The organism is Apolloniradiicaulis salifontis, from assembly GCF_053756655.1.
The window spans coordinates 410,919-431,118 of sequence record NZ_CM132387.1 but is presented as its reverse complement, the minus strand read 5'-3'; the positions used below and the strand labels follow the sequence as shown (position 1 = coordinate 431,118).

General features: G+C 66.5%; 20 protein-coding genes and 1 other RNA gene. 10 read left to right on the top strand and 11 right to left on the bottom strand.

The window, feature by feature from the left end; translation table 11 throughout:
- Positions 1 to 10: 10 nt before the first annotated feature.
- Entirely contained in the window at positions 11 to 1,378 is a 1,368-nt protein-coding gene (locus ACWCOP_RS01970) for a DUF1254 domain-containing protein (RefSeq protein WP_478249543.1), read from the bottom strand.
- A gap of 98 nt (positions 1,379 to 1,476) precedes the next feature.
- On the opposite strand from ACWCOP_RS01970, the gene ppk2 reads away from it, so the two are divergent.
- Together ppk2 and ACWCOP_RS01960 are read left to right on the top strand one after the other, a co-directional pair.
- On the top strand, positions 1,477 to 2,232 hold the full coding sequence (ppk2, locus tag ACWCOP_RS01965) for a polyphosphate kinase 2 (protein ID WP_478249542.1): 756 nt from the start codon (positions 1,477 to 1,479) through the stop codon (positions 2,230 to 2,232).
- A gap of 68 nt (positions 2,233 to 2,300) precedes the next feature.
- Positions 2,301 to 3,332: a DUF2855 family protein gene (locus tag ACWCOP_RS01960; protein WP_478249541.1), complete on the top strand. Its 1,032-nt coding sequence runs from the start codon at positions 2,301 to 2,303 to the stop codon at positions 3,330 to 3,332.
- 107 nt (positions 3,333 to 3,439) lie between these two features.
- On the opposite strand, the gene ACWCOP_RS01955 is transcribed toward ACWCOP_RS01960, so the two are convergent.
- The 7 genes from ACWCOP_RS01955 to ACWCOP_RS01925 form a co-directional block, all read right to left on the bottom strand.
- On the bottom strand, positions 3,440 to 3,769 hold the full coding sequence (locus ACWCOP_RS01955) for an endonuclease domain-containing protein (RefSeq protein WP_478250638.1): 330 nt from the start codon (positions 3,767 to 3,769) through the stop codon (positions 3,440 to 3,442).
- A 311-nt stretch (positions 3,770 to 4,080) separates the two neighbouring features.
- Positions 4,081 to 5,625, bottom strand: a complete 1,545-nt coding sequence (locus ACWCOP_RS01950; RefSeq protein ID WP_478249540.1) for a GNAT family N-acetyltransferase — start codon at positions 5,623 to 5,625, stop codon at positions 4,081 to 4,083.
- Between the two features lie 131 nt (positions 5,626 to 5,756).
- Complete coding sequence (locus ACWCOP_RS01945) at positions 5,757 to 6,200, bottom strand: hypothetical protein (RefSeq protein WP_478249539.1); 444 nt, start codon at positions 6,198 to 6,200, stop codon at positions 5,757 to 5,759.
- A 152-nt stretch (positions 6,201 to 6,352) separates the two neighbouring features.
- Positions 6,353 to 6,649: a GIY-YIG nuclease family protein gene (locus ACWCOP_RS01940; RefSeq protein ID WP_478249538.1), complete on the bottom strand. Its 297-nt coding sequence runs from the start codon at positions 6,647 to 6,649 to the stop codon at positions 6,353 to 6,355.
- 641 nt (positions 6,650 to 7,290) lie between these two features.
- Positions 7,291 to 9,693, bottom strand: a complete 2,403-nt coding sequence (gene gyrB / locus ACWCOP_RS01935; protein ID WP_478249537.1) for a DNA topoisomerase (ATP-hydrolyzing) subunit B — start codon at positions 9,691 to 9,693, stop codon at positions 7,291 to 7,293.
- A gap of 70 nt (positions 9,694 to 9,763) precedes the next feature.
- Positions 9,764 to 10,405 carry a LysE family translocator gene (locus ACWCOP_RS01930; RefSeq protein ID WP_478249536.1) on the bottom strand — a complete coding sequence of 214 codons (642 nt, stop codon included), beginning with the start codon at positions 10,403 to 10,405 and terminating at the stop codon, positions 9,764 to 9,766.
- Between the two features lie 44 nt (positions 10,406 to 10,449).
- Positions 10,450 to 10,854, bottom strand: a complete 405-nt coding sequence (locus ACWCOP_RS01925) for a response regulator (protein WP_478249535.1) — start codon at positions 10,852 to 10,854, stop codon at positions 10,450 to 10,452.
- A 175-nt stretch (positions 10,855 to 11,029) separates the two neighbouring features.
- On the opposite strand from ACWCOP_RS01925, the gene ACWCOP_RS01920 reads away from it, so the two are divergent.
- Positions 11,030 to 11,776: a Crp/Fnr family transcriptional regulator gene (locus ACWCOP_RS01920; protein ID WP_478249534.1), complete on the top strand. Its 747-nt coding sequence runs from the start codon at positions 11,030 to 11,032 to the stop codon at positions 11,774 to 11,776.
- A gap of 102 nt (positions 11,777 to 11,878) precedes the next feature.
- On the opposite strand, the gene ACWCOP_RS01915 is transcribed toward ACWCOP_RS01920, so the two are convergent.
- Together ACWCOP_RS01915 and nudC are read right to left on the bottom strand one after the other, a co-directional pair.
- Entirely contained in the window at positions 11,879 to 12,601 is a 723-nt protein-coding gene (locus ACWCOP_RS01915) for a c-type cytochrome (RefSeq protein ID WP_478249533.1), read from the bottom strand.
- A gap of 170 nt (positions 12,602 to 12,771) precedes the next feature.
- Positions 12,772 to 13,641 carry an NAD(+) diphosphatase gene (nudC, locus tag ACWCOP_RS01910; RefSeq protein ID WP_478249532.1) on the bottom strand — a complete coding sequence of 290 codons (870 nt, stop codon included), beginning with the start codon at positions 13,639 to 13,641 and terminating at the stop codon, positions 12,772 to 12,774.
- A gap of 321 nt (positions 13,642 to 13,962) precedes the next feature.
- On the opposite strand from nudC, the gene ACWCOP_RS01905 reads away from it, so the two are divergent.
- The 7 genes from ACWCOP_RS01905 to ACWCOP_RS01875 all read left to right on the top strand — a co-directional run bounded on the left by ACWCOP_RS01905 (position 13,963) and on the right by ACWCOP_RS01875 (position 19,023).
- Positions 13,963 to 14,484: a porin family protein gene (locus ACWCOP_RS01905; RefSeq protein ID WP_478249531.1), complete on the top strand. Its 522-nt coding sequence runs from the start codon at positions 13,963 to 13,965 to the stop codon at positions 14,482 to 14,484.
- A 225-nt stretch (positions 14,485 to 14,709) separates the two neighbouring features.
- Positions 14,710 to 14,931 carry a hypothetical protein gene (locus ACWCOP_RS01900; RefSeq protein WP_478249530.1) on the top strand — a complete coding sequence of 74 codons (222 nt, stop codon included), beginning with the start codon at positions 14,710 to 14,712 and terminating at the stop codon, positions 14,929 to 14,931.
- Between the two features lie 59 nt (positions 14,932 to 14,990).
- Positions 14,991 to 15,087: signal recognition particle sRNA small type (ffs, locus tag ACWCOP_RS01895), an RNA gene on the top strand.
- Positions 15,088 to 15,175: 88 nt separating this feature from the next.
- Positions 15,176 to 17,095, top strand: coding sequence for a DNA polymerase III subunit gamma/tau (locus ACWCOP_RS01890; RefSeq protein WP_478250714.1), 1,920 nt, complete (start codon positions 15,176 to 15,178; stop codon positions 17,093 to 17,095).
- Positions 17,092 to 17,436, top strand: a complete 345-nt coding sequence (locus ACWCOP_RS01885; RefSeq protein ID WP_478249529.1) for a YbaB/EbfC family nucleoid-associated protein — start codon at positions 17,092 to 17,094, stop codon at positions 17,434 to 17,436. The genes ACWCOP_RS01890 and ACWCOP_RS01885 overlap by 4 nt, the downstream gene beginning before the upstream one ends.
- A gap of 59 nt (positions 17,437 to 17,495) precedes the next feature.
- Positions 17,496 to 18,503: an alpha/beta hydrolase gene (locus ACWCOP_RS01880; protein ID WP_478249528.1), complete on the top strand. Its 1,008-nt coding sequence runs from the start codon at positions 17,496 to 17,498 to the stop codon at positions 18,501 to 18,503.
- A gap of 79 nt (positions 18,504 to 18,582) precedes the next feature.
- Positions 18,583 to 19,023, top strand: coding sequence for an acyl-CoA thioesterase (locus ACWCOP_RS01875; protein ID WP_478249527.1), 441 nt, complete (start codon positions 18,583 to 18,585; stop codon positions 19,021 to 19,023).
- A gap of 14 nt (positions 19,024 to 19,037) precedes the next feature.
- Here the strand turns inward: ACWCOP_RS01875 and ACWCOP_RS01870 are convergent, their stop codons facing one another.
- A complete protein-coding gene (locus ACWCOP_RS01870) occupies positions 19,038 to 20,114 on the bottom strand; it encodes a glycosyltransferase family 4 protein (protein ID WP_478250713.1) in 1,077 nt (358 codons plus the stop codon).
- Positions 20,115 to 20,200: the final 86 nt, after the last annotated feature.

The following is a 20,200-nucleotide window of genomic DNA, read 5'->3' as shown; positions in this document are numbered from 1 at the left end:
GCGAGTGCGCTCAGTCGATCCGCTCCACCGGCGGCATGGTCCATGCGCCGCTGAGCGCGGCGGGGGCGAGATCGTAGAGCCGGGCCGTCAGGGCGAAGGCCTGACCCGGCGTCACCGGCAGGTAATTGGCCGCTTCGGCGCCGTCGGGCGGCTCAGGCCCGATCACGATCTCCAGAGACCCGTCAGAGCCAAACACCAGAGCGTCGCGATCGCCCAGCGCGTGGCGCGGCGTATCCAGCAGGAACCCTTCCGCGTCATAGGCGGTGATCGACCAGAACGCCTCCGCAGGCGGGGTTTCATCCGGCTTGAAGCGGATGCGATAGGCGTGATCCCCGGACAGGGGACGGCCTTCGCCGTCGATCCCGGTATTGGGATAGATCGCATCCTCGGCTCGGTTGGCGCCCAGGCCGATCATCGCCACCCCGGCGCGCAGGGCGTAGTTCGTCCTGTAATCGCCCAGCCCGTCGCGCGCGACGCGCCAGCCGGTCGGACCGGGCGCCATGGCGCTGGCGGCCTTGGCCAGGCGCTGGCGGGCCACCGAGACGCCGCGCGCCGCGGCGCGCCGCGCGATCCAGCCCTGGCCGTCCGGATCAAACGCGCCGGGCGACAGCCCGATCGCCGAATAGCGTTGCAGGGCAGGGGCGTCCTCAGGCCGCGGCGCCTCGCGCTCCAACAACGTGGCGAGCCGCTCAAAGACCTGCTCCGGCGCCAGGGCCGTCACCGTGTCCAGCGGACGGCCGTCGCCAGCCGGAAAGGCCGGGTCCGCCGCCACCACCGGCCCCGACAGGGAAAAGCCATCCTGGAGCGCGCGCCCGGTCGCAAGATCGTCCAACTCCGGCGCCACGGCGATCCGGCCGATGATCCAGGCCGATCTGGTGGGGACGCTCACATGCACCGCCCCGTCCGGGACCGTTCCGGTCCATCCGGGGCCGGTGATGAAGGCCCGCCCCGGCGTGGCGCCCTGTGTGCGCGAGCCCGGCGCCCCGGCTACATCGGTCCAGGAATCCATCACCTGGAACAGCCAGTAGCGCCCGTTGGTCTGAGGCCAGACCAGTTCCACCGGTCCCGCCGACAGATCCAGCCAGGCCAGCGAATAGAGCGTGTCGCGATTGGGCCGCACCACCTCTTCATCGCCATGGCCGGGCAGCGCGCGGACGTGGACAAGCTGGTTCTGCGACGCGCCTTGCCGGCTCAGCATGGAGGCGCGCGTTTCGTCCATGAGCACCAGCGGAAAGCCGAAAACATACGCCTCGCCAGCCCGCTGGCCGATCTCGCGCAGAGTCAGCCCCTCAGGGTGGCGCGCGCCATGGGCGAACACGCCGGCGGCGGCGGCGCAAAGCGCCAGCAAAACGACAAGAAAAACAGCGATCCGTGACATGGGTGGCGCCTTATCCAGGACCCGCGCCCATGCAAGGCCGGTCTTGATTCGATGCAGGAGGCCTCGACGCGGGCGCCTCATGGGGCCAGTCTCTTGTCATGAAAAAGCACGCGTACAGAGAAGCGCTGCACGGGCTGCAGATCGGCCTGGCCGCGCTGCAGCGCCAGATCATCGCCGAGGAGCGCCGGCTTCTGGTGATTTTCGAGGGCCGGGACGCCTCGGGCAAGGACGGCGTGATCAAGCGCGTAGTGGAGCACCAGTCGCCGCGCGACACCCGTGTGGTGGCGCTGGGCAAACCCACCGAGCGCGACCGCTCCAGCTGGTATTTCCAGCGCTGGGTCTCCCACCTGCCCGCCGGCGGGGAAATCGTATTGTTCAACCGCTCCTGGTACAACCGGGCCGGTGTGGAGCGGGTCATGGGCTATTGCAGCCAGACCGAATACGCCCGCTTCATCTCCGACGTGGACGCGTTTGAAAAGCTGCTCGCCGACGAAGGTATCATCATCCTGAAATACTATCTCGACATCTCCCGCCACGAGCAGGCCGGCCGGCTGGAAGCCCGGCGCATCAGCCCGCTGAAACAATGGAAGATTTCACCGGTGGACGCGGTGGCGCTAGAAAAATTTGACGCCTACAGCGAGGCGCGCGACGCCATGCTGGCGGCTACCGGCGCGGCCGCCCCCTGGCGGGTGGTGCGCGCCGACAGCAAGAGACAGGCCCGGCTGGCGGTGATCCGGGACATTCTGGCCAGCGTCCCGTCCAAGGGCCTGCCTGAACCCATTGATCCGGCCGATCCGGACATCCTCCGCCTGTGGAGTCCCGGCGACCGGCCGGAAGACTTCCTGGCTTACTGACCCAATCAAGCATCGGAGACACAGCTATGGGCTGGGCGCTTAGCGTTGATAAGCAAGATATTTCAAAGGTGAAGCTGGTCGAGACGGCGTCCGCGCCGCTGCAGCAAGGCCAGGCGCGCCTGGCCGTGCGCCGCTTTGCGGTGACCGCCAACAACATCACCTACGCCGCCTTTGGCGAGACCATGCGCTACTGGGAATTCTTCCCGGCAGACGACGGCGGGCGGCTTCCGGTGTGGGGTTTTGCTGAAGTCGCCGAGAGCCGGGCCGAGGGTCTGGAGCCCGGCGAGCGGATCTATGGCTACTTCCCCGCGGCCAGCGAATTGATCGTGGAACCGGCCCGTTTAAGCCCGGGCGCGTTCATCGACGCCTCGCGCCACCGCGCCGATCTGGCGGCGGTCTATAACCGCTATACGCGCTGCGCCGGTGATCCGGGCTATGCGCCGAACCGCGAGGCGGTGCAGATGGTGTTGCAGCCGCTGTTTCTGACCAGCTGGCTGATAAACCTGCACCTTCGAGATCATGACTGCTTCGGCGCCAAGCAGATCTCGCTCACCAGCGCGTCCAGCAAGACCGCGCTGGCGCTGGCCTGGCTATTGTCGAAAGACCGCCCGGACGGCGTCTCGATCGAGGCGATCACCTCGCCGCGCTCGGCGCCCTTCGTGGACAGCACCGGCTATTACGACGCCGTCACGCTCTATGGCGATCTCACCGAATTGCGCCTCGAGCCGAAACGCCTCGTGGTGGATTTCGCCGGCGACGCGCAAGTGACCACCGCTATCCACACCGCGCTGGGCGACGCGCTGGCCGGCGATATCCGCGTGGGCGCCGCCCACTGGGAACACGCCGCCCCGCCGAAAAACCTGCCCGGCCCGAAACCGGCCTTCTTCTTTGCTCCCGACCATGCGGCGCAGCGGCTCTCCCAATGGGGCCCGTCGGACTTCGCCAAGCGCTACGCCGCCGACTGGGCCGGTTTCGCCCAGGAAGGCGCCCGCCTCTTCGAAGAGCAGGAGCTGGCCGGCGGCGACGGCGCCCTGGACGCCTACACGCAAATCCTCACCAACACCGCTCCGGCGAAAGCGGCGCTGATGGTCGCGGTTTAGGGGGTGTTTTCCCGCCCACGTGGTGGCTCGGGGGGTCGCCCCGCAACACCTCCCCCTTGACGGGGGAGGTGTCCGCGAAGTGGACGGAGGGGGKGGCGGCGCCGGCGCTATGAACCCGCGCGCCCGCTTGCCCGATGGCGCTCCCTGAGCGTGTCGATCAAATGGCCCATAACGCCGTCATGCTCCCCATAGAGCGAGTTGTTCCAGATGCGGACGACTTCGTATCCACGCCCGGCCAGCCAGGCGTCCCGGCGTCGATCATGGGCCGCCTGCTCGGGCTCGCCATGCCCCCCGCCGTCAAGCTCGATCACGAGCTTGGCGGAGTGGCAGACGAAGTCGACGATGTACGGGCCCATCGGCGCCTGGCGCCGGATTCGGACGCCTTCCCGGTTCAAAAACCGCAAGCGGGACCAGAGAAGCGCCTCCGGCTCTGTCATACGGCGGCGAAGACTGCGGGCGCGCGCGATCGACATGACCCCACAATACGCGTGAAACACGAATTTCGAAAGATGGGATATTTAGATCACCGCGCCTACTCCTCCCCCTTGACGGGGGAGGTGTCCGCAAAGCGGACGGAGGGGGKGGCTGCGCCGGCATTTTAGGTCAGGGCGCCGCCCCCACCCGACCCGAGGCTTCGCCTCGGCCCACCCTCCCCGCAAGGGGGAGGGAGTAAATCGCCGCGCGCGCCTCACCCCGCGTGGGGTGATCCTGCCGACATCAATACGGGGGATTGAGCGAACAGCGGAACCTACCCCCGGTCTGTCCACACGATCCGGTAGAGATCAAACCGCCGGTCGCGCAGGTTTCGCACGGTGCCGGAGCGGCGCGCTTCGTTGAGGGCGTCGAGATGGAGATCGGCGACGGCGATGGTCTCGACGTTTTCGCTGGCCTCGGCGGCCAGCCCGTCACGGGCGAAGGGATAGTCGCAGGGCGTGATGACGGCGGCCTGGGCGTAGTTCACGTCCATGTTCTCCACGCCTGGCAGATTGCCCACATTGCCGGCGGTCACCAGATAGATCTGGTTCTCGATGGCGCGGGCGTGGGAGCAATAGCGCACCCGCAAATGCCCCGGCCGGTCGTCGGTGGCGTAGGGCACGAAGATGATCTTGGCGCCTTCGTCCGTCAGGCGGCGGGCGAGCTCGGGGAATTCAGAATCGTAGCAGATCAGCACCCCGATCTGGCCGCAGTCGGTGGGGATCGCCGCCACCGTGTCGCCGCCCTTGATGTTCCACCAGTATTTCTCGTTGGGGGTGGGGTGGATCTTCTCCTGGGCGTGGACCGAGCCGTCGCGCAGGAAGACATAGGCGACGTTCTGGATATCGCCGTCATCGGTCTTGGTGGGGTGGGAGCCGCCGACGATGTTGATATTGTAGCGCACAGCAAGCTGGCTCATGAACTCGATGAAGCGCGGCGTGTATTTGCTCAGCGCGGCGATGCTTTCCTCCGGGCTAAGGCGGCGCTTTTCCAGCGCCAGCAGGGCCACGGTGAACATCTCCGGGAAGAGGCAGAAATCAGCGCGGTAATCGGCGCAGACATCGACGAAGTACTCCACGTTCTTTTCAAACTCGGCCACCGTCTCCACCGCGCGCATCTGGTATTGCACCGCGGCGACGCGCACCGTGCTGGCCCAGGGGCGCGAGGGACCCGACGCGCCCTCCTCCCAGCTGGGATTGCGCCAGACCATGCGCGCGGCGTGGCCGGCGCTTTCAGTGTCTTCAGGATAATAGCCGCGCAACACGCCGGCGGGCTCATAGCCCATGCGGATCTGGAAATTCAGCACCGGATCCTTGATCTCGCGCGCCTCCACCGCCGCCAGATAGGACTCCGGCGTCTTGTAGGTGCGCCGCTTGCGCTTGAAGCCGGACAGACGGCCGCCGAACACGACGCCCTTCAGATCCCAGTCCTCGCACACCGAGACGCGCGCATCATAGAGGCGCTGGCCGATTCGCAAGCGCCGGCGGCCGGGGTCCACCGCCACCTCCATGCCATAAAGCCAGTCGCCGTCGGGATCGTGGCGCGCGGCGAAGCCGCCGCCGGTGATGCCGGCCCAGTCATGGGGTGCAAAGGCGCTGGCCTCGTCGATGATGAAGCTGGCGCACCAGCCCACCACCTCGCCCTCATACTCCACGATGAACTGGCCGTCGGGAAAGGCGGCGATCTGACCGCGGATCATCGCGGGCAGGTCGGGGGTCATGGACGGATAGGCCCGGTTCTGCAGCGCCAGAATTGCGTCCACGTCGGACAGCTCGGCGTTGCGGACCAGAAGTTTGGCGGTGCGGCGGGTTTCGGTCATTAAAGTCCTTGCGGGGTGCGGTCTGCGGGTCGGATGCGCGTGAGAAGAGTGTGAGGCGTTCGCGCCTTTATGGGCTGGCGTGAGCATGTAGCACGCCGGGAAGCCCTGAGCGAACCAAGGGTCCGAACCGCTCAGGCCTCACGCACCTCATCGCACAGGGTTCGCCGGATCAACGCGCCATCCTTGAACCAGTGCCATGTGCGCGCGCGGCTCTTGCCGCCCGGCGCCAGAGCGATGATCTCGACAAAATAGGCGCCCGGCTCGTCCTTGCGGTCCAGATGCAGCAGGACCAGATCGCCGCTCTCCCACGCCGCGCCGGTGAATGTGGGCGTGTCGAACAGGATGCGCTCGCCCGCGATGCGCCCGTCAAAGCGATCCTCGCGCACCCGCCCGTCCGGCCAGGTGAATGTGATGTGCTGCACATAAAACGGCTCGCCGCGCGCCTCGGCGCCGGCCGGAAACTCACACACGACGCGCGCAGAATGGCGGTCCACCTGGCGTCCGCCGGCGTCCAGATGGGTGTAGGTTCCAGTCCACACCCCCTCATGGGCGCGCATGGCGGGAAAGCGGGTCATGGGCGGGGGTGTCCTGTGGGTGATCAAACGACAAGGAAGGTCTCGGGGCAAAGCGCAAGGCGGGATGTACCATGCTCCGCCCGCCCCGGCGAAGCGGATCCAGGCACGGGGGCCGGATTGTGCGCCATGGGGTGGCGGTGGGTGGAGAGGCCCTACGCCAGGGTCTCGTACAGATCACGCCAGTGCGGATTAGCCGCCTCGATAAGCTGCAGCTTCCAGGCCCGGTTCCATTTCTTGATCGCCTTCTCGCGCGCGATCGCCAGGCTCATCTCATCGTGGTTCTCATACCAGACCAGCTGAGTGACGGAATACTTGCGCACGAAGGCCGAGCCGACACCTTCGCGATGCTCGAACACCCGGCGCGGCAGATTGCTGGTGACGCCCACATACAGCGTGCCGTTGCGCCGGCTCGCCATGATATAAACGCAGGGGACCCAGTTTTCGCCCATGGAGGGAATTATAAGGGGACGTGATTGGAGGGGGAAGTGCCAATATTTCACCTGCCCCGCCCCATCGTCATCCCCGCGAAAGCGGGGACCCAGGGAAACCTGTCCGCTGACGCGGGCGGCGGCGGGTTAGCCGCTACCGGCTTTCGGCCGCGTGCAGACATGACGCGAAACAAGGGGTCCGCGCCAAGCACTTGAAGCGCTCTCTGGGTCCCCGCTTTCGCGGGGATGACGATGAGGAGAGCGCAAGCGGGACGGATGGAGAGGCTTTGGGTGGATGACGATAGGGGGGAGCGCGAAAGATGGCGCCGCCCGATGACCCTCTATGCGCCACCGCGTATGACGCCCCCAATTCGTCATCCCCGCGAAAGCGGGGACCCAGGACACCTGTCCGCTGACACGGACGCCGGCGGGTTAGCCGCTACCGGCTTTCGACCGCGTGCAGACGTGACGCGAAACAAGGGTTCCACGCCAAGCACTTGAAGCGCTCTCTGGGTCCCCGCTTTCGCGGGGATGACGATGAGGAGAGCGCAGGCGGGACGGATGGAGAGGCTTTGGGTTCGCCTTGGGCCTGCCGGCCCGTTCGCCGGCTTCAATCGATCCCCCGGATCGATTGATCTGCTGCGCAGACCGCCGCTCACCCCTTAAACATCCACCTCTGCTTCAAGCGCGAACTCCTGGATGAAGTCGCGCCTCGGCTCCACCACGTCGCCCATGAGCTTACTGAACAGCTCGTCGGCGGTGTCGGCTTCGGAGATGGAGACCTGGAGGAAGGAGCGGGCGTCGGGGTCCAGCGTGGTTTCCCAGAGCTGGCCGGGATTCATTTCGCCCAGACCCTTGTAGCGCTGGATCTTCATGCCCTTGGCGCCGGCTTTCTGCACCGCGGTGACGAGATCGGCGGGGCTGTGCACGATGATCTCGCCATTGCGGCCCTTGAAAACGGCCGGGCCGGTATAGTCGGCGGCGATGGCGAGCGCGCGTTCGGACAGGCGCTTGGCGTCGGGACTGGCCAGCGCAGTGTCGTCCAGCACCACCGTTTCGGTGACGCCGCGCACCTCGCGCTTGAACACGATATCGCCTTCAGGGGTGAGCACGCCGGTCCAGCCGTCCTCGCCCTCGTCGGCGGCGCGGGCCAGACGGCGGGCCGCGTCCTCGACCTGCTCCTGCGTCGCGTCGGCGTGCAGGGCGCCCGAAAGGGCGGCCGCCTCCAGCGCGAACACGGGCGCGCGGGCGGCCAGGCGCTGCAGCGACAGCACCACGCCGCGCGCGGACTTCACGCGCTCGGCCAGATCGGCGCCGAAGATCGTCTCGCCGTTGTCCAGCGTCACCGTGGCGTCGGAGCTGCCTTCCTCGATGAGGAAGTGGTCCATCTCGGCCTGGTCGGTGAGATAGCGTTCCGACTTGCCGCGCATGACTTTGTAGAGCGGCGGCTGGGCGATGTAGAGATGGCCGCGCTCGATGAGCTCGGGCATCTGGCGATAGAAGAAGGTGAGAAGCAGCGTGCGGATATGGGCGCCGTCCACGTCGGCGTCGGTCATGATGACGACCTTGTGGTAGCGCAGCTTGTCGTAATTGATCTGGTCGCGCCCGATGCCGGCGCCCAGCGCCGTGATCAGCGTGCCCACCTGGTCAGAGCCCAGCATCTTGTCGAAGCGGGCGCGCTCCACATTGAGGATCTTGCCGCGAAGCGGCAGCACGGCCTGATTCTCGCGGTTGCGGCCCTGCTTGGCGGACCCGCCGGCGGAATCGCCCTCCACGATGAAGAGCTCGGATTTGGCCGGGTCCTTCTCCTGACAGTCGGCGAGCTTGCCGGGCAGCGAGGTGATGTCCAGCGCGCTCTTGCGCCGCGTCAGCTCGCGGGCTTTACGCGCGGCTTCGCGCGCGGCGGCCGCCTCGACGATCTTGGCGACGATCAGCTTGGCCTCGGCGGGGTGTTCCTCGAACCATTCGGTGAGGGTGTCGTAGACCGCGCCCTCCACCGCCGGACGAACCTCGCTGGAGACCAGCTTGTCCTTTGTCTGGGAGGAGAATTTCGGGTCAGGCACCTTCACCGACAAAACGCAGGTCAGCCCCTCGCGCGCATCGTCGCCGGTGATCGCGACCTTGGCCTTGGACGCCGCGCCGGAGGAGGCGGCGTAGGTGTTTATCACCCGCGTCAGCGCGCCGCGGAAACCGGCCAGGTGTGTGCCGCCATCGCGCTGGGGGATGTTGTTGGTGAAGCAGAGCACGCTCTCGTGATAGCCGTCATTCCATTGAAGGGCGGCCTCCACGGTGACGCCTTCACGCTCGCCGAAGATCAGAACCGGTTCGGGGAAGATGGCGGTGCGGGTGCGGTCCAGGTGCTTCACGAAGGCGGCGACCCCGCCCTCATATTCCAGCACTTCCTCCACCGGCTCGGCTTCGCGCTCGTCGCGCAGCACGATTTTCACGCCGGAGTTCAGGAAGGCGAGCTCGCGCAGGCGGTGGAGCAGGCGTCCGCGATCAAAATTGATGTCGGAGAAGGTCTCCTCGCTGGGCATGAAGCGCACCATGGTGCCCTTCTTGCCGTTGGCTGGGCCGCGCTCCACCAGATCGACGCCGTTTTCGGGCTCTCCGCGGCGAAAGCGCATGAAATGCTCGCGGTCCTTGCGCCAGATCGTCAGGTCCAGCCAGTCCGACAGCGCGTTCACCACCGAGACGCCGACGCCGTGCAGGCCGCCGGAGACCTTGTAGGAGTTCTGGTCGAATTTCCCGCCCGCGTGCAGCTGGGTCATGATGACCTGGGCCGCCGACATGCCCTCGCCTTCGTGCATCTGGGTGGGAATGCCGCGCCCGTCGTCTGTGACGCTCGCTGATCCGTCGGCGTGCAGGGCCACGGTGACCTGGGAGCAATGACCCGCCAGCGCCTCGTCGATGGCGTTGTCGACCACCTCATAGACCATGTGGTGAAGGCCGGACCCGTCATCGGTGTCGCCGATATACATGCCGGGGCGCTTGCGCACGGCGTCGAGCCCTTTGAGGACCTTGATCGACTCCGCGTCGTATTCCTGATTCGTGTTCTCTGACATGACTCTTTTCTACCCCACTGCAATCGGCGCGGCCATGGCCTCGATCATCTTGCTGTGGAAGGTGAGAAGCCTAGCGCAGAAGCAGCAGAACGGCGACGCCGGCGAGGATGACCGCAGTGAGCAGATCCGCCCAGCGCTTCACGCCCTTTTCCGCCAGCCAGTGACGCGCCTTGTGGGCCAGACCCACATAGAGAAAGGCGAAAATGACGAACATGGCGCCCATGATGGCGATCATGGCGGCGTAGCTCACCGGCGTGACGCGGGAGAGGTCGAAAAAGGCCGGCAGGAAGGTAAGATAGAAGACGATAGGCTTGGGATTGGTCAAAGGCATGGCGACGCCGGCCGCATAGGTCGCGGCCAGCCCGCGCCGGGACAGCCGCGCACGCTCGGCGCGCACGCCGGAGCCGCTCGCCGGGCGGCGATAGCTCTGAAAGGCGCCGTAGGCGAACCAGAGCAGAATCGCCGCGCCGAGGATCTTTGCGATCCAGAACAGCGAGGCGTAATCGCTGGCGGCCTGGGCGGCGGCGGCGAGGCCGAACACCGCCAGGCTCAGCCAGAAGATGTCGCCGGTGAGAATGCCCAGGCCATAGGTCACGCCATGGGTGGGCCCCGCCTCCAGCGTGCGCGCCACCATGGCGATATTGCCCGGACCCGGCGTGATGAACAGCACGAAGATGGCGCCGGCGAAGGCGGCGAGGGTGAGAAGCGTCATGGGACGCGGCTTAGCCCATTTTGAGGGCGTTCGGGAGAGTGCGCCTACACCGGCCGCGGCGGCTCGCACTGCGGGCCTGCGGCCGCGCGGCCGGGCGCCGCGCCCACCGCAAGCCGCGCCAAAGCCTCAAGAAAATCGCCGTCGGAGAACGGTTTTTCCAGGCGCGGCGCGTCCGGGTGCAGCGCCTCAAAGCGTTTGGCGTGGCTGTTGGTGAAGATGAAGGGCAAGCGGCGCGCCGCCATGGCGTCGGCCACGGGCTGCGCCTGCGCGTCGTCACGAACAGACAGGTCCAGCAGGCCGGCGTCGGGCGCATCGGCGTCCAGCTGCGCCAGCGCCTCCTGTGTGGTGGAATAAGGCCCGCAGGCCTGCCAGCCCAGCGCGCGCACCCGCTCGGCCAGATCGAGGCCGATAATGGGCTGGCTTTCCAGGATCAGTAGTCGGCGGGTCATGGCGCTGCGCTCCGTTAGGCTTGACCTCAGTCTTAGGGCGCGCCGCACGACGGCGCGATAACCCATGTTACGCAACCGGCGAATTTCCTGCTTTTTAGTTGTAATACGCTCCATTGCTTCGGGGCCAAGCTGGATTTACTCATGTTTAGCGGGTCTCTCAGCACACTCGGCGCCCATGCTCACAGCTTTTCTCAAACGTCTTGAAGCCTATGTCCAGCTCAGCGAGTCTGATCGCGAAGCGCTGTCTGCGCTTCCCACTCGCCGGCGGGTATACGAGACCGCAGCGGTCATCACCCGCGAGGCCGAGAAGCTGAACACGGTCTTCTGGGTTGAATCAGGCTGGGCGTGCCGCTATCGCCGCCTGAAGAATGGCGAACGCCAGATCGTCAACTTCATTCTGCCCGGCGAATTCTTCGATCTGCAGGGCCTGGTGAGCACGCGCTCCGACCATACGGTCTCGGCGCTGAGCGAGGTGGTGCTGTTTGAAGCGCCCGCCGAGGCGTTCGCGGCCATGGCCGGCGACCACCCGGCGATCTTCAATGCGCTTCTCTGGGCGGCGGTGGTGGAGGAGGCGATCCTGCGCGAGCATATCGTCCAGCTGGGCCGCCAGCCGGCGGTGACGCGCATCGCCTTTCTGATCCTGGAGCTCTACCGGCGCCAGGCCCTCACCGGCAGCCCTGACGATCATACGCTGGACTTTCCGGTGGGCCACGGCGTCATCGCCGACGCGCTGGGACTGTCGCGTGTGCATGTCTCGAGGTCGCTGAAAAAGCTGCGCGATGAAGGCTGCATCGTGCTGGCCGAGCGCCACATCAAGATCCTGGATCTCACAAAGCTGGAGGAGATCGCAGAGTACGATGACCGCTATCTGCACATCCAGCCGGTGGGCGCGCCCGGCGCCGGGCTGATCCCGCGCGCCTGAAGCCCGCTATCTGCGCCTTGCGCAAAGCCGTCATCCGGGGAAACGAAAAAGGGCGCGCCCAGCGGCGCGCCCTTGATCATTTCCAAAGCGGTGCTGAACGCTTCAGCCGTCCTGCGGCTCGGCTTCCGCTTCGCCGTCCGGCGCCGCGTCGCTCATGGATTCAGAAGCTTCACCATCGCCGTCCGTCGCAGGCTCTCCCATGGTCTCATCCATCGTTTCAGCCGGTTCGGAGGCCTCGGCCTGATCGTCAGCTCCCCCGGCGGGCGCGCCGCTTTCAAGCGGCTCGGGGAGCGGCTCCGGATCATTGGAGAGCGAGCGCATATAGGCGATGATGTTGATGCGGTCGGCCTGATCGCGCAGACCCGCAAAGCTCATGGCCGTGCCGGGCACGTAATTGCGGGGGCTCGCCAGGTAGTCGTTCATGTTCTGGTACATCCACTCCGTGCCGCCTTGCGCGTACTCGCGCATGGCCTGGGAGTAGTTGAACCCGTCGACTTCAGCCACCTCGCGGCCGATCACGCCCCACAGGTGCGGGCCGGTGCCGTCAGCGCCGCCTTCTTCAAAGGTGTGACAGCTGGCGCAGCGCCGCGCTACACGCTCGCCGGCGGAAATGTCCGCGCCCGCCAGAAGCACGCCGAAATCGGGCGGGCCGGTCTCTTCCTCCTCTGGCGCCGCAGGTTGCAGCGCGGCGAGATCGACCGGATAGGCCGGCGTCTCCGGGCCTTCGGTGTGGAACAGGCTTTCAGCCAGGGTCGAGAGACCCAGAACCACAAGGAAGATCGCCAGAAGCGCGCCGGCGACTTTATTGAAGAAAAGGCTGCCCATCAGCGTCCTCTCGAGGTCAAAGGATGTTTGATCGCGCGGGGTTTGGCATGGTCCGCCTTGAGAGGCAACCAATTCACGCGGTTGAACACCTATAGGACGAGGCGCGCGGCGCCACGCGTCACACGGTCGCGCCCGCCGGTCTCGACGGCCCAAAGACCGTCGCGCAGCCGCTACAGCTCGCCGTCGAGAAACCGGTCGATCAAGAGCCGCGAGATGGAAAACCGCTTGGGCGCCCATTGCGCGATCTCACCATCATAGAGCGCGCGCACCTCGTCGCGGGTGAACCAGCGCGCATCCTCCAGATCATCGTCGGGGACCACCTCGCCCGGCTCGATCTCGGCGGTGAGCCCGATCATCAAGGAGGATGGGAAGGGCCAGGGCTGGCTGGCCACGTATTTCGCAGAGATCACCTTGCGATGGATCTCCTCCATGGTCTCGCGCGCACAGGCCTGCTCAATGGTCTCTCCCGGCTCCATGAAGCCGGCGAGCGTAGCGTAAAGGCCCGCCGGCCAACTCGCCTGGCGGCCCAGCACGCAGCGATCTCCCGACCAGGGCAGCATGATGACGCTGGGATCGGAGCGCGGGAAGTGCTGCATGCCGCAACTGGCGCATTGCAGGCGCAGGCCGCCGTCGCGCGCCTCGTTCTCTCCGGCGCAATTGGAGCAATAGCGCCGCCTCGCATGCCATTGCAGCACCGAGCGCGCGCGCCCGATGATGCAGGCGAAATCGGGTTCGGCGGCGATAGCGCTCATGCGGAAATCCGGGCCCTTGGGCGCGACGCCGTCCTCCAGGGCCCCGGCGAACCAGGCCGCGCCGTCCTGCAGGCCTATGAACACCAGGCCGGGCCGCCGCATGGGCAGCATGGAGGTGCGCCGCGCGGGGACCACCAGCGGGGCGCCATGCTCGTCCAGCGCCAGATCGCCGTCGGTGAACAGCACGGCCCTCGCCGCCCTTGAGCTGCGCTGATCCTCGATCCAGTCAGGATCGGACCGGGTCAGTCCGGCGAAGTCGAGCGGGGTGTCGGTGAAGGTCAAAGTCATGGCGAAACGCCTAGCGCGGCGAAATCGATATGGCCAGCGCTCGCGCATGTCCTTGCAGCGCCCGGCCCGCCCCGACCGGTCGGCGCACAGCCGGGGCGCACCCCGGCATCATGGCCACTTCATGAATATTCAGAAAGACTTGCTGAAGTTACGCCGCGTCTTCGCCGCATTTCCGCCCCGTTGCGGAACATGTTCGCCACAGGTCAAACAATCGTGCACCAAACCACTGGTAAGGCCACTTGCTTGGACCTTTGGGTGAGCCCACGTCTAGTCTCGAACCGGGCGACAGACCCCGGTCGAACCAGAACAGGATATTCGATTATGAAAACCTTCCTCCTCTCCGCCGCCGCAGCCCTCATCACGGCGTCCGCCGCCTCGGCCCAGGCGCCCGCCAGCCCTTACACGCTGGGCGCCGGCTATACGAATCTGAACGCCGAGGGCGGCAATTACGACGCGCTCACCCTGCGCGGCGGGTATGACGTCACCAACTATTTCGGCGTTGAAGGCGAAGCGCTGTTCGGCATCGGCGACGAAATCACCACCATCTTCGGCCGGCGTGCTGAAACCTCGGTGAACTACGGCGTGGGTCTCTTCGCCAAGGCTCAGTACCCGATCAACGAAACCATCTCCGTGCATGGCCGCGTGGGCTATGCCTGGACCGAGTTCGAAGCCTCGGCGGCCGGCTTCTCGGACTCCCGCGAGGATAACGGCATGGCCGCCGGCTTTGGCGGCGAGTACGCGTTCAGCGGCCCGAACGCCCTGCGCGCCGACTACACGCTTTATGATTACGGAAACAACGGCCAGGCCGACGGCTGGTCGCTCGCCTATGTGCGCAGCTTCTAAGGCCATAGCAGACACGCGCCTAGCGGGCGGCCGCCCCCCGGACAGGCCCGCCCGGTGAAAGAACCCCCGCCTCCCCTGGAGCGCGGGGGTTTTTTGTGCGGAGTTCGGATCAGGACTCCCCCCGCCCTCGCGCCCTGCGCCGGATCGCCGCGATCAAGGGACTTGCATCTGCCCGCGATATGATTTGAGAATGCTTCTCAGTTTCATAACCAGACGGAGCCGCCCATGACCCCCGCTCTCGACACCATGTCCCGACACCACCCGTCCGCATCGGCCTGCCCTGCCGGCCCCGTCGCCGACTGGCTGGAAGGCCAGGCCCGTCTTGTCGCCGCCTGGCGCGACCGGCTGCTGGCCGAAAGCGGCGATGTGCGCCTGATCGCCCTGCTTGATCAGCACGCCGCCTTTCTTCGTGAAGCGCGGACGGCGGCGGGGATCGCCTCCGCCTGAGCGCGACCCCTGAGCGCGACACTTGATTCGCGCGCGGCGAAACTTGATATTGCGCGCAGGAAGGCCGGCGGCGGACGAGGCTCTCGCCAACCCGGTCAGGTCCGGAAGGAAGCAGCCGTAACGAGTTTCGCTTCGGGTCGCCGTTCGGTCTTCCGCCGCCTTCCTCCAGCCCTTACCCTGTCCTTGGGTTTGAGACTCGCGGCGCACGCCCCGCGCGCCGGCGCAGAGGAATGATCTTGCGATGATGGACGATCCCGAAGGCCAGGGCGAAATCGACGCACCCGGCGCAGGGCTCGCGCCCGCCGAGGATCCAGGCCCCGCCCTGCCCGGCATGGAGGCGCCCAAGGGGCCGCCCGATCCCGGCTATCAGGTGCTGGCGCGCAAATACCGGCCCCAGACGTTTGAAGATCTGATCGGCCAGGAGCCCATGGTCCGCACGCTGAAAAACGCGTTCGCCGCCGGGCGCATCGCCCACGCCTACATGCTCACCGGGGTGCGCGGCATCGGCAAGACGACCACGGCGCGCCTGATCGCGCGGGCGCTGAACTATGAAACCGACACCAGCGACGCCCCGTCGGTGAGCCTTGATCCGCCGGGCCGCCAGTGCGCCGCCATCGCCCGCTCGGCCCATGTGGACGTGATGGAGATGGACGCCGCCAGCCGCACCGGCGTCGGCGATATCCGCGAGATCCTGGAAGGCGTGCGCTACGCCCCGGTGAGCGCGCGCTACAAGGTCTACATCATCGACGAAGTGCACATGCTGTCGAATTCGGCGTTCAATGCGCTTCTCAAGACGCTTGAAGAACCGCCGCCCCATGTGAAGTTCATCTTCGCCACCACCGAAATCCGCAAGGTGCCCGTGACGGTGCTGTCGCGCTGCCAGCGCTTTGATCTCAAACGCGTGGACCGCGAGGTGCTCACCGATCATCTGGAGCGCATCTGCAAAAGGGAAGGCGCGAGCGTGGAGCGCGAGGGCCTGGCCGCCATTGCGCGCGCCGCCGAGGGCTCGGTGCGCGATGCGCTGTCGCTTTTGGACCAGGCCATCGTGCAGGGTGAAGGCGAAGACGGCCCTGTGAGCGCGCTTCAGGTGCGCGACATGCTGGGCCTGGCCGACCGCTCGCGGGTGCTCGATCTTCTGGAAGCTGCGCTGGAAAGCCGGGCCAAAGACGCGCTCGACGAGCTGCGCCATCAGTATGAATCCGGCGCCGACCCCCAGGTGCTCATGCGCGACCTGCTCGATCACCTCCACGCCATGAGCCGGATCAAGGCCGCCGGCGCGGACGCCGATATGGCCGAAGCCAAAGAAACCGTGGAGCGGCTTACAAAGCTGGCCGACGCCCAGTCCCTGGCCGGTCTCGGCCGGCTCTGGAAGACCGCGCTGACCGGGCTCGACGACGTGCGCTCGGCGCCTGACCCGGTGAGCGCCGCGGAGATGGCGGTGATCCGCCTCATGGCCGCCGCAAGCCTTCCCGGTCCTGAGGACGCCGCCCGCCTTCTGGCCGCCGCCAAGGCCGCAGGGGCCGGCGGCGGGGCCGGCGCGCCTTCGCCCGGGTCAGCGCCGGGTTCCACGCCGCAAGGGGCGCCTCAGGGCTCCGCCCAAGGCGGTCCGCAAGGCGCAGCGCACGCCGCTGCCGCGCCGTCAGAGGCGTCCACACAAGCGCCAGCCCCGGCCTCAACGCCTGCCCCAAGCCCTGAGCAAACCGCCCCGGCGTCGGGACCTCAGACGATCGAGGCCTTCCTGGCCCTGGTGGAGGCCAGCCGGGACATCAATCTGAAGCTGGACATCGAGCGCCATGTGCGCCCGGTCTCCATCCGGCCCGGGCGGTTCTCGTTTGAGCCGGCGGGCTCGCCGCCGGTGTCGCTGGGCGGGCGCATCGCCAGCTTCCTCACCGAGCAGACCGGCGATCGCTGGCTCGTGGACGCCACGGCCAAGAATGGCGGCGAGACCGTCTCCGAACGCCGGGTGCGCGAGCGCGAGGCGCGGCTGTCGGCGGTCATGCGCGATCCGGTCATGGTCAAGGCGCTCACCCTGTTTCCCGGCGCCGAGCTTGTGAGTGTGGAAGACGCGCCCAAACTGGACGCTGACACGCACGATGACACCAAAGACAACGACACGCAGGACGCCGGCGAGCCCGGCGCGCAACGCCAGGAGACCTCGCGATGAAGGACCTCACCGGCCTGATGAAACAGGCCCAGGAAATGCAAAAGCGCATGAGCGAGGCTCAGGCCCGGCTTGAAGACATGGAAGTCACCGGCGAGGCCGGCGCCGGCATGGTGAAGATCACCCTGACGGCCAAGGGCGAAATGCGCGGCGTATCCATAGACCCGGCGGCCATCGACAAGGACGAGGCCGAGATGCTGGAGGATCTGATCAAGGCCGCCCACGCCGACGCCAAGCGCAAGGCCGACGACGCCCAGGCCAAGGTCCTGTCTGAAGCCACCAAGGGCATGGGCCTGCCGCCGGGCATCGACCTGCCCTTCGGGATCAAGCCGGGCCCGTTTTAGGGTTCAAAGCCGGGCTCGCCCCGCCTAGGCTCCGCGCCTCGCCGCGCACAGGAGCTCCCATGACCGCCCGCCATTCCCATCACGCCGGGACCGTCCACCGCATCACGGTCCAGTCCGGGCTGTTGAAGAACAATCTGCTGGGGGATCCGGCCGAGCGGGTGATCGACGTCTATACGCCCCATGGCCATGACGGGTCGGGCCTTCCCCTGCTGGTGGATCTGGCCGGCTATACGGGAAGCGGGCTGTCCCACACCAACTGGAAGAATTTCGGCGAGAACGTGCCTGAGCGCCTGGACCGGCTGATCGGCTCCGGCGAGATGGCGCCGGTGGTGGTGGCGTTTCCAGACTGCTTCACCCGGCTGGGCGGCAATCAGTATGTGAACTCTGCGGCCATGGGGCCGTGGGAGGATATTCTGCTCACCGAGTTCGTCCCGGCGGTGGAGCTGCGCTTTTCCTGCGGCGGCGAGGGGCGCCGCGCGGTGTTCGGAAAGAGCTCGGGCGGATACGGCTCCATCGTCCACGCCCTGCGCCACGCCGATTTCTGGGCGGCGGCGGCGTGCCATAGCGGCGATATGGATTTCGAGCTGTGCTATGCGCGCGACTTCGCGCCGGCGCTCAGAGCCATCGCGAAGGCCGGCTCCATCGACGCCTTCATCGACAGGCTGGAAAGCAATCCAAAGCCCGCCGGCGGCGACATCCATGTGCTCATGACGCTGGCCATGGCCGCGACCTACGATCCGTGCCCTGAGAACCGCTTCGGCGTGCGCCTGCCGGTGGATCTGCACACCTGCGCGCGCGACCCAGAACGCTGGAAGAACTGGCTCGCCTTCGATCCCCTCGTCATGGTCGAGGAGAAGGGCGAAAACCTTAAAAAGCTCAAGGGCCTCTTCATCGATTGCGGCGATCAGGACCAGTACGATCTGGTCTATGGCGCGCGCCGGCTTCACGCCCGCCTGCAGGAGATGGGCGTGGCGCACCGCTATGAGGAGTTTGCCGACGACCACTCGGGCATCGACTATCGCATGGATGTCAGTCTGCCCTTCCTGGCGGAGGCGCTGACGCGCTGAAACGCATGCGGCGCGCGCAGGTGACAGGCCCCGGCCGGCGCGCCATAAAGCGGCGAACCTTCCGCCCACGGACACGCTCATGAAACCTGATCCCGCCCGCCTTGATCCGGCCGTCTATCCGCTCCAGGTGATCGTGCCCTCGCGCTTTCGCGATCTCGACACGCTGGGCCATATCAACAATGTGGCCATCGCCTCCTTCTATGAGGAGGGTAGAGCGGCGGTGAACCGGGCGGCGTTTCCCGTCGAATTTCGCCGCGAGCATTCCATGCGCATGCTCATCGCCGACGTGCACATCGCCTATCTGGGCGAGGCGCACTATCCCGGTGATATGGATGTGCGCGCAGCGATCAGCCATATCGGCCGCACCAGCTACACCATCGCCCTGGCGCTGTTCCAGAACGGCGCCTGCGTGGGGACGTGCGAGACGATCCTTGTGAACACCGACGGCGAAAAGCCGGCGGAAATTCCCGCGGCTGGCCGACAGGCGCTTGAAGCGCTGATGTTGAAGACGGCGCGCTAACCGCGAAGCCCCAGCTAGCCTCTTCGGCCCAGCCGGCGCAGGCGGCGCCAGAAGCGCCGGCGTTCGGGGCGCGGCTGGGGCTTCAGATTCTTCACGAACTCCTCCGCGCAAGCCCGCCAGGAATAGCCCTCGGCGTAAGTGCGGCAGTCCTCGCGCTTCATCTCCAGCGCTTCCATGCAGGCGACGCGCAGATCATCATTGACGGCGCCGGCCTTGGAGCCGGGGATGATGTCCTTGGGACCATCGGCGATGAAGGCCGCAACCGGCGTGCCCGTGGCCATGCTTTCAAGGATCACCAGCCCGAACGTGTCGGTGAAGCTGGGAAACACCATGACGTCGGCGTCGGCGAAATGGCGCGCCAGCTCCTCGCCGGACTTGTTGCCCTTGAAGATCACGGTTTTGTAGCGCTTTTTCAGCTCTTCCAGCTGCGGGCCGGGGCCCACCACCACCTTGGTTCCCGGCAGATCGAGATCGAGGAAGGCCTCGATATTCTTCTCCACCGCCACCCGGCCGATATATACGAAGATCGGGCCTTCCAGCCCCTCATAAACGCTTTCACCCCCGATATGGCGCTTGTCTGGGTGGAACAGCTCGGTGTCCACGCCGCGCGCCCAGGCGGTTATGTTGTTGAAGCCCTTCTTGGCCAGGTGATCGCGCATGGACGGCGTGGCGACCATCAGACGATTGCCCGAATTGTGGAAGCGCCGCATGAACCAGTAGCCCGCCGAGAGCGGGATGAACGGCAGGCGCGCATGCACGTATTCAGGAAACTTGGTGTGGTAGCTGGTGGTGAAGGGCAGCTTCCATTTCAGGCAGATCTTGCGCGCCGCATCGCCCAGCGTGCCTTCGGTTGCGATATGGATGGCTTCAGGCTCGAACGCCTTGAAACGCCGCTCGATCTCGTCGTCGGCGCCGATGGCCAGCTTGATGTCGGGATAGGTGGGCAGAGGAAAGGTCTTGAAGCCGAGGCCCGGGTGGATGACCTCCACCTCATGGCCCATGGCCCGGCACTCGTCGGCGGTGCGCGACAGGGTGCGCACGACGCCGTTCACCTGAGGCTCCCAGGCGTCTGTGACGAGCATGATGCGCAGCGGGGCGCTGTCCTCCATGGGGCGGGCTCCGGGATGTTCGGTTTCGGTGTCCATAAGCGTGGGTCTTAGCGTGTTTTCACGCCGAG

Bases quoted from the DNA above. Each gene is read 5' to 3' on its own strand.
- ACWCOP_RS01890 (WP_478250714.1), top strand. From the start codon at position 15,176: ATGGACGATCCCGAAGGCCAGGGCGAAATCGACGCACCCGGCGCAGGG.
- ACWCOP_RS01880 (WP_478249528.1), top strand. From the start codon at position 17,496: ATGACCGCCCGCCATTCCCATCACGCCGGGACCGTCCACCGCATCACG.
- ACWCOP_RS01885 (WP_478249529.1), top strand. From the start codon at position 17,092: ATGAAGGACCTCACCGGCCTGATGAAACAGGCCCAGGAAATGCAAAAG.
- ACWCOP_RS01925 (WP_478249535.1), bottom strand. From the start codon at position 10,854: ATGACCCGCCGACTACTGATCCTGGAAAGCCAGCCCATTATCGGCCTC.
- ACWCOP_RS01915 (WP_478249533.1), bottom strand. From the start codon at position 12,601: ATGGGCAGCCTTTTCTTCAATAAAGTCGCCGGCGCGCTTCTGGCGATC.
- ACWCOP_RS01930 (WP_478249536.1), bottom strand. From the start codon at position 10,405: ATGACGCTTCTCACCCTCGCCGCCTTCGCCGGCGCCATCTTCGTGCTG.
- nudC (WP_478249532.1), bottom strand. From the start codon at position 13,641: ATGACTTTGACCTTCACCGACACCCCGCTCGACTTCGCCGGACTGACC.
- gyrB (WP_478249537.1), bottom strand. From the start codon at position 9,693: ATGTCAGAGAACACGAATCAGGAATACGACGCGGAGTCGATCAAGGTC.
- ACWCOP_RS01900 (WP_478249530.1), top strand. From the start codon at position 14,710: ATGACCCCCGCTCTCGACACCATGTCCCGACACCACCCGTCCGCATCG.
- ACWCOP_RS01945 (WP_478249539.1), bottom strand. From the start codon at position 6,200: ATGACCCGCTTTCCCGCCATGCGCGCCCATGAGGGGGTGTGGACTGGA.
- ACWCOP_RS01875 (WP_478249527.1), top strand. From the start codon at position 18,583: ATGAAACCTGATCCCGCCCGCCTTGATCCGGCCGTCTATCCGCTCCAG.
- ACWCOP_RS01905 (WP_478249531.1), top strand. From the start codon at position 13,963: ATGAAAACCTTCCTCCTCTCCGCCGCCGCAGCCCTCATCACGGCGTCC.
- ACWCOP_RS01940 (WP_478249538.1), bottom strand. From the start codon at position 6,649: ATGGGCGAAAACTGGGTCCCCTGCGTTTATATCATGGCGAGCCGGCGC.
- ppk2 (WP_478249542.1), top strand. From the start codon at position 1,477: ATGAAAAAGCACGCGTACAGAGAAGCGCTGCACGGGCTGCAGATCGGC.
- ACWCOP_RS01950 (WP_478249540.1), bottom strand. From the start codon at position 5,625: ATGACCGAAACCCGCCGCACCGCCAAACTTCTGGTCCGCAACGCCGAG.
- ACWCOP_RS01970 (WP_478249543.1), bottom strand. From the start codon at position 1,378: ATGTCACGGATCGCTGTTTTTCTTGTCGTTTTGCTGGCGCTTTGCGCC.
- ACWCOP_RS01920 (WP_478249534.1), top strand. From the start codon at position 11,030: ATGCTCACAGCTTTTCTCAAACGTCTTGAAGCCTATGTCCAGCTCAGC.
- ACWCOP_RS01955 (WP_478250638.1), bottom strand. From the start codon at position 3,769: ATGACAGAGCCGGAGGCGCTTCTCTGGTCCCGCTTGCGGTTTTTGAAC.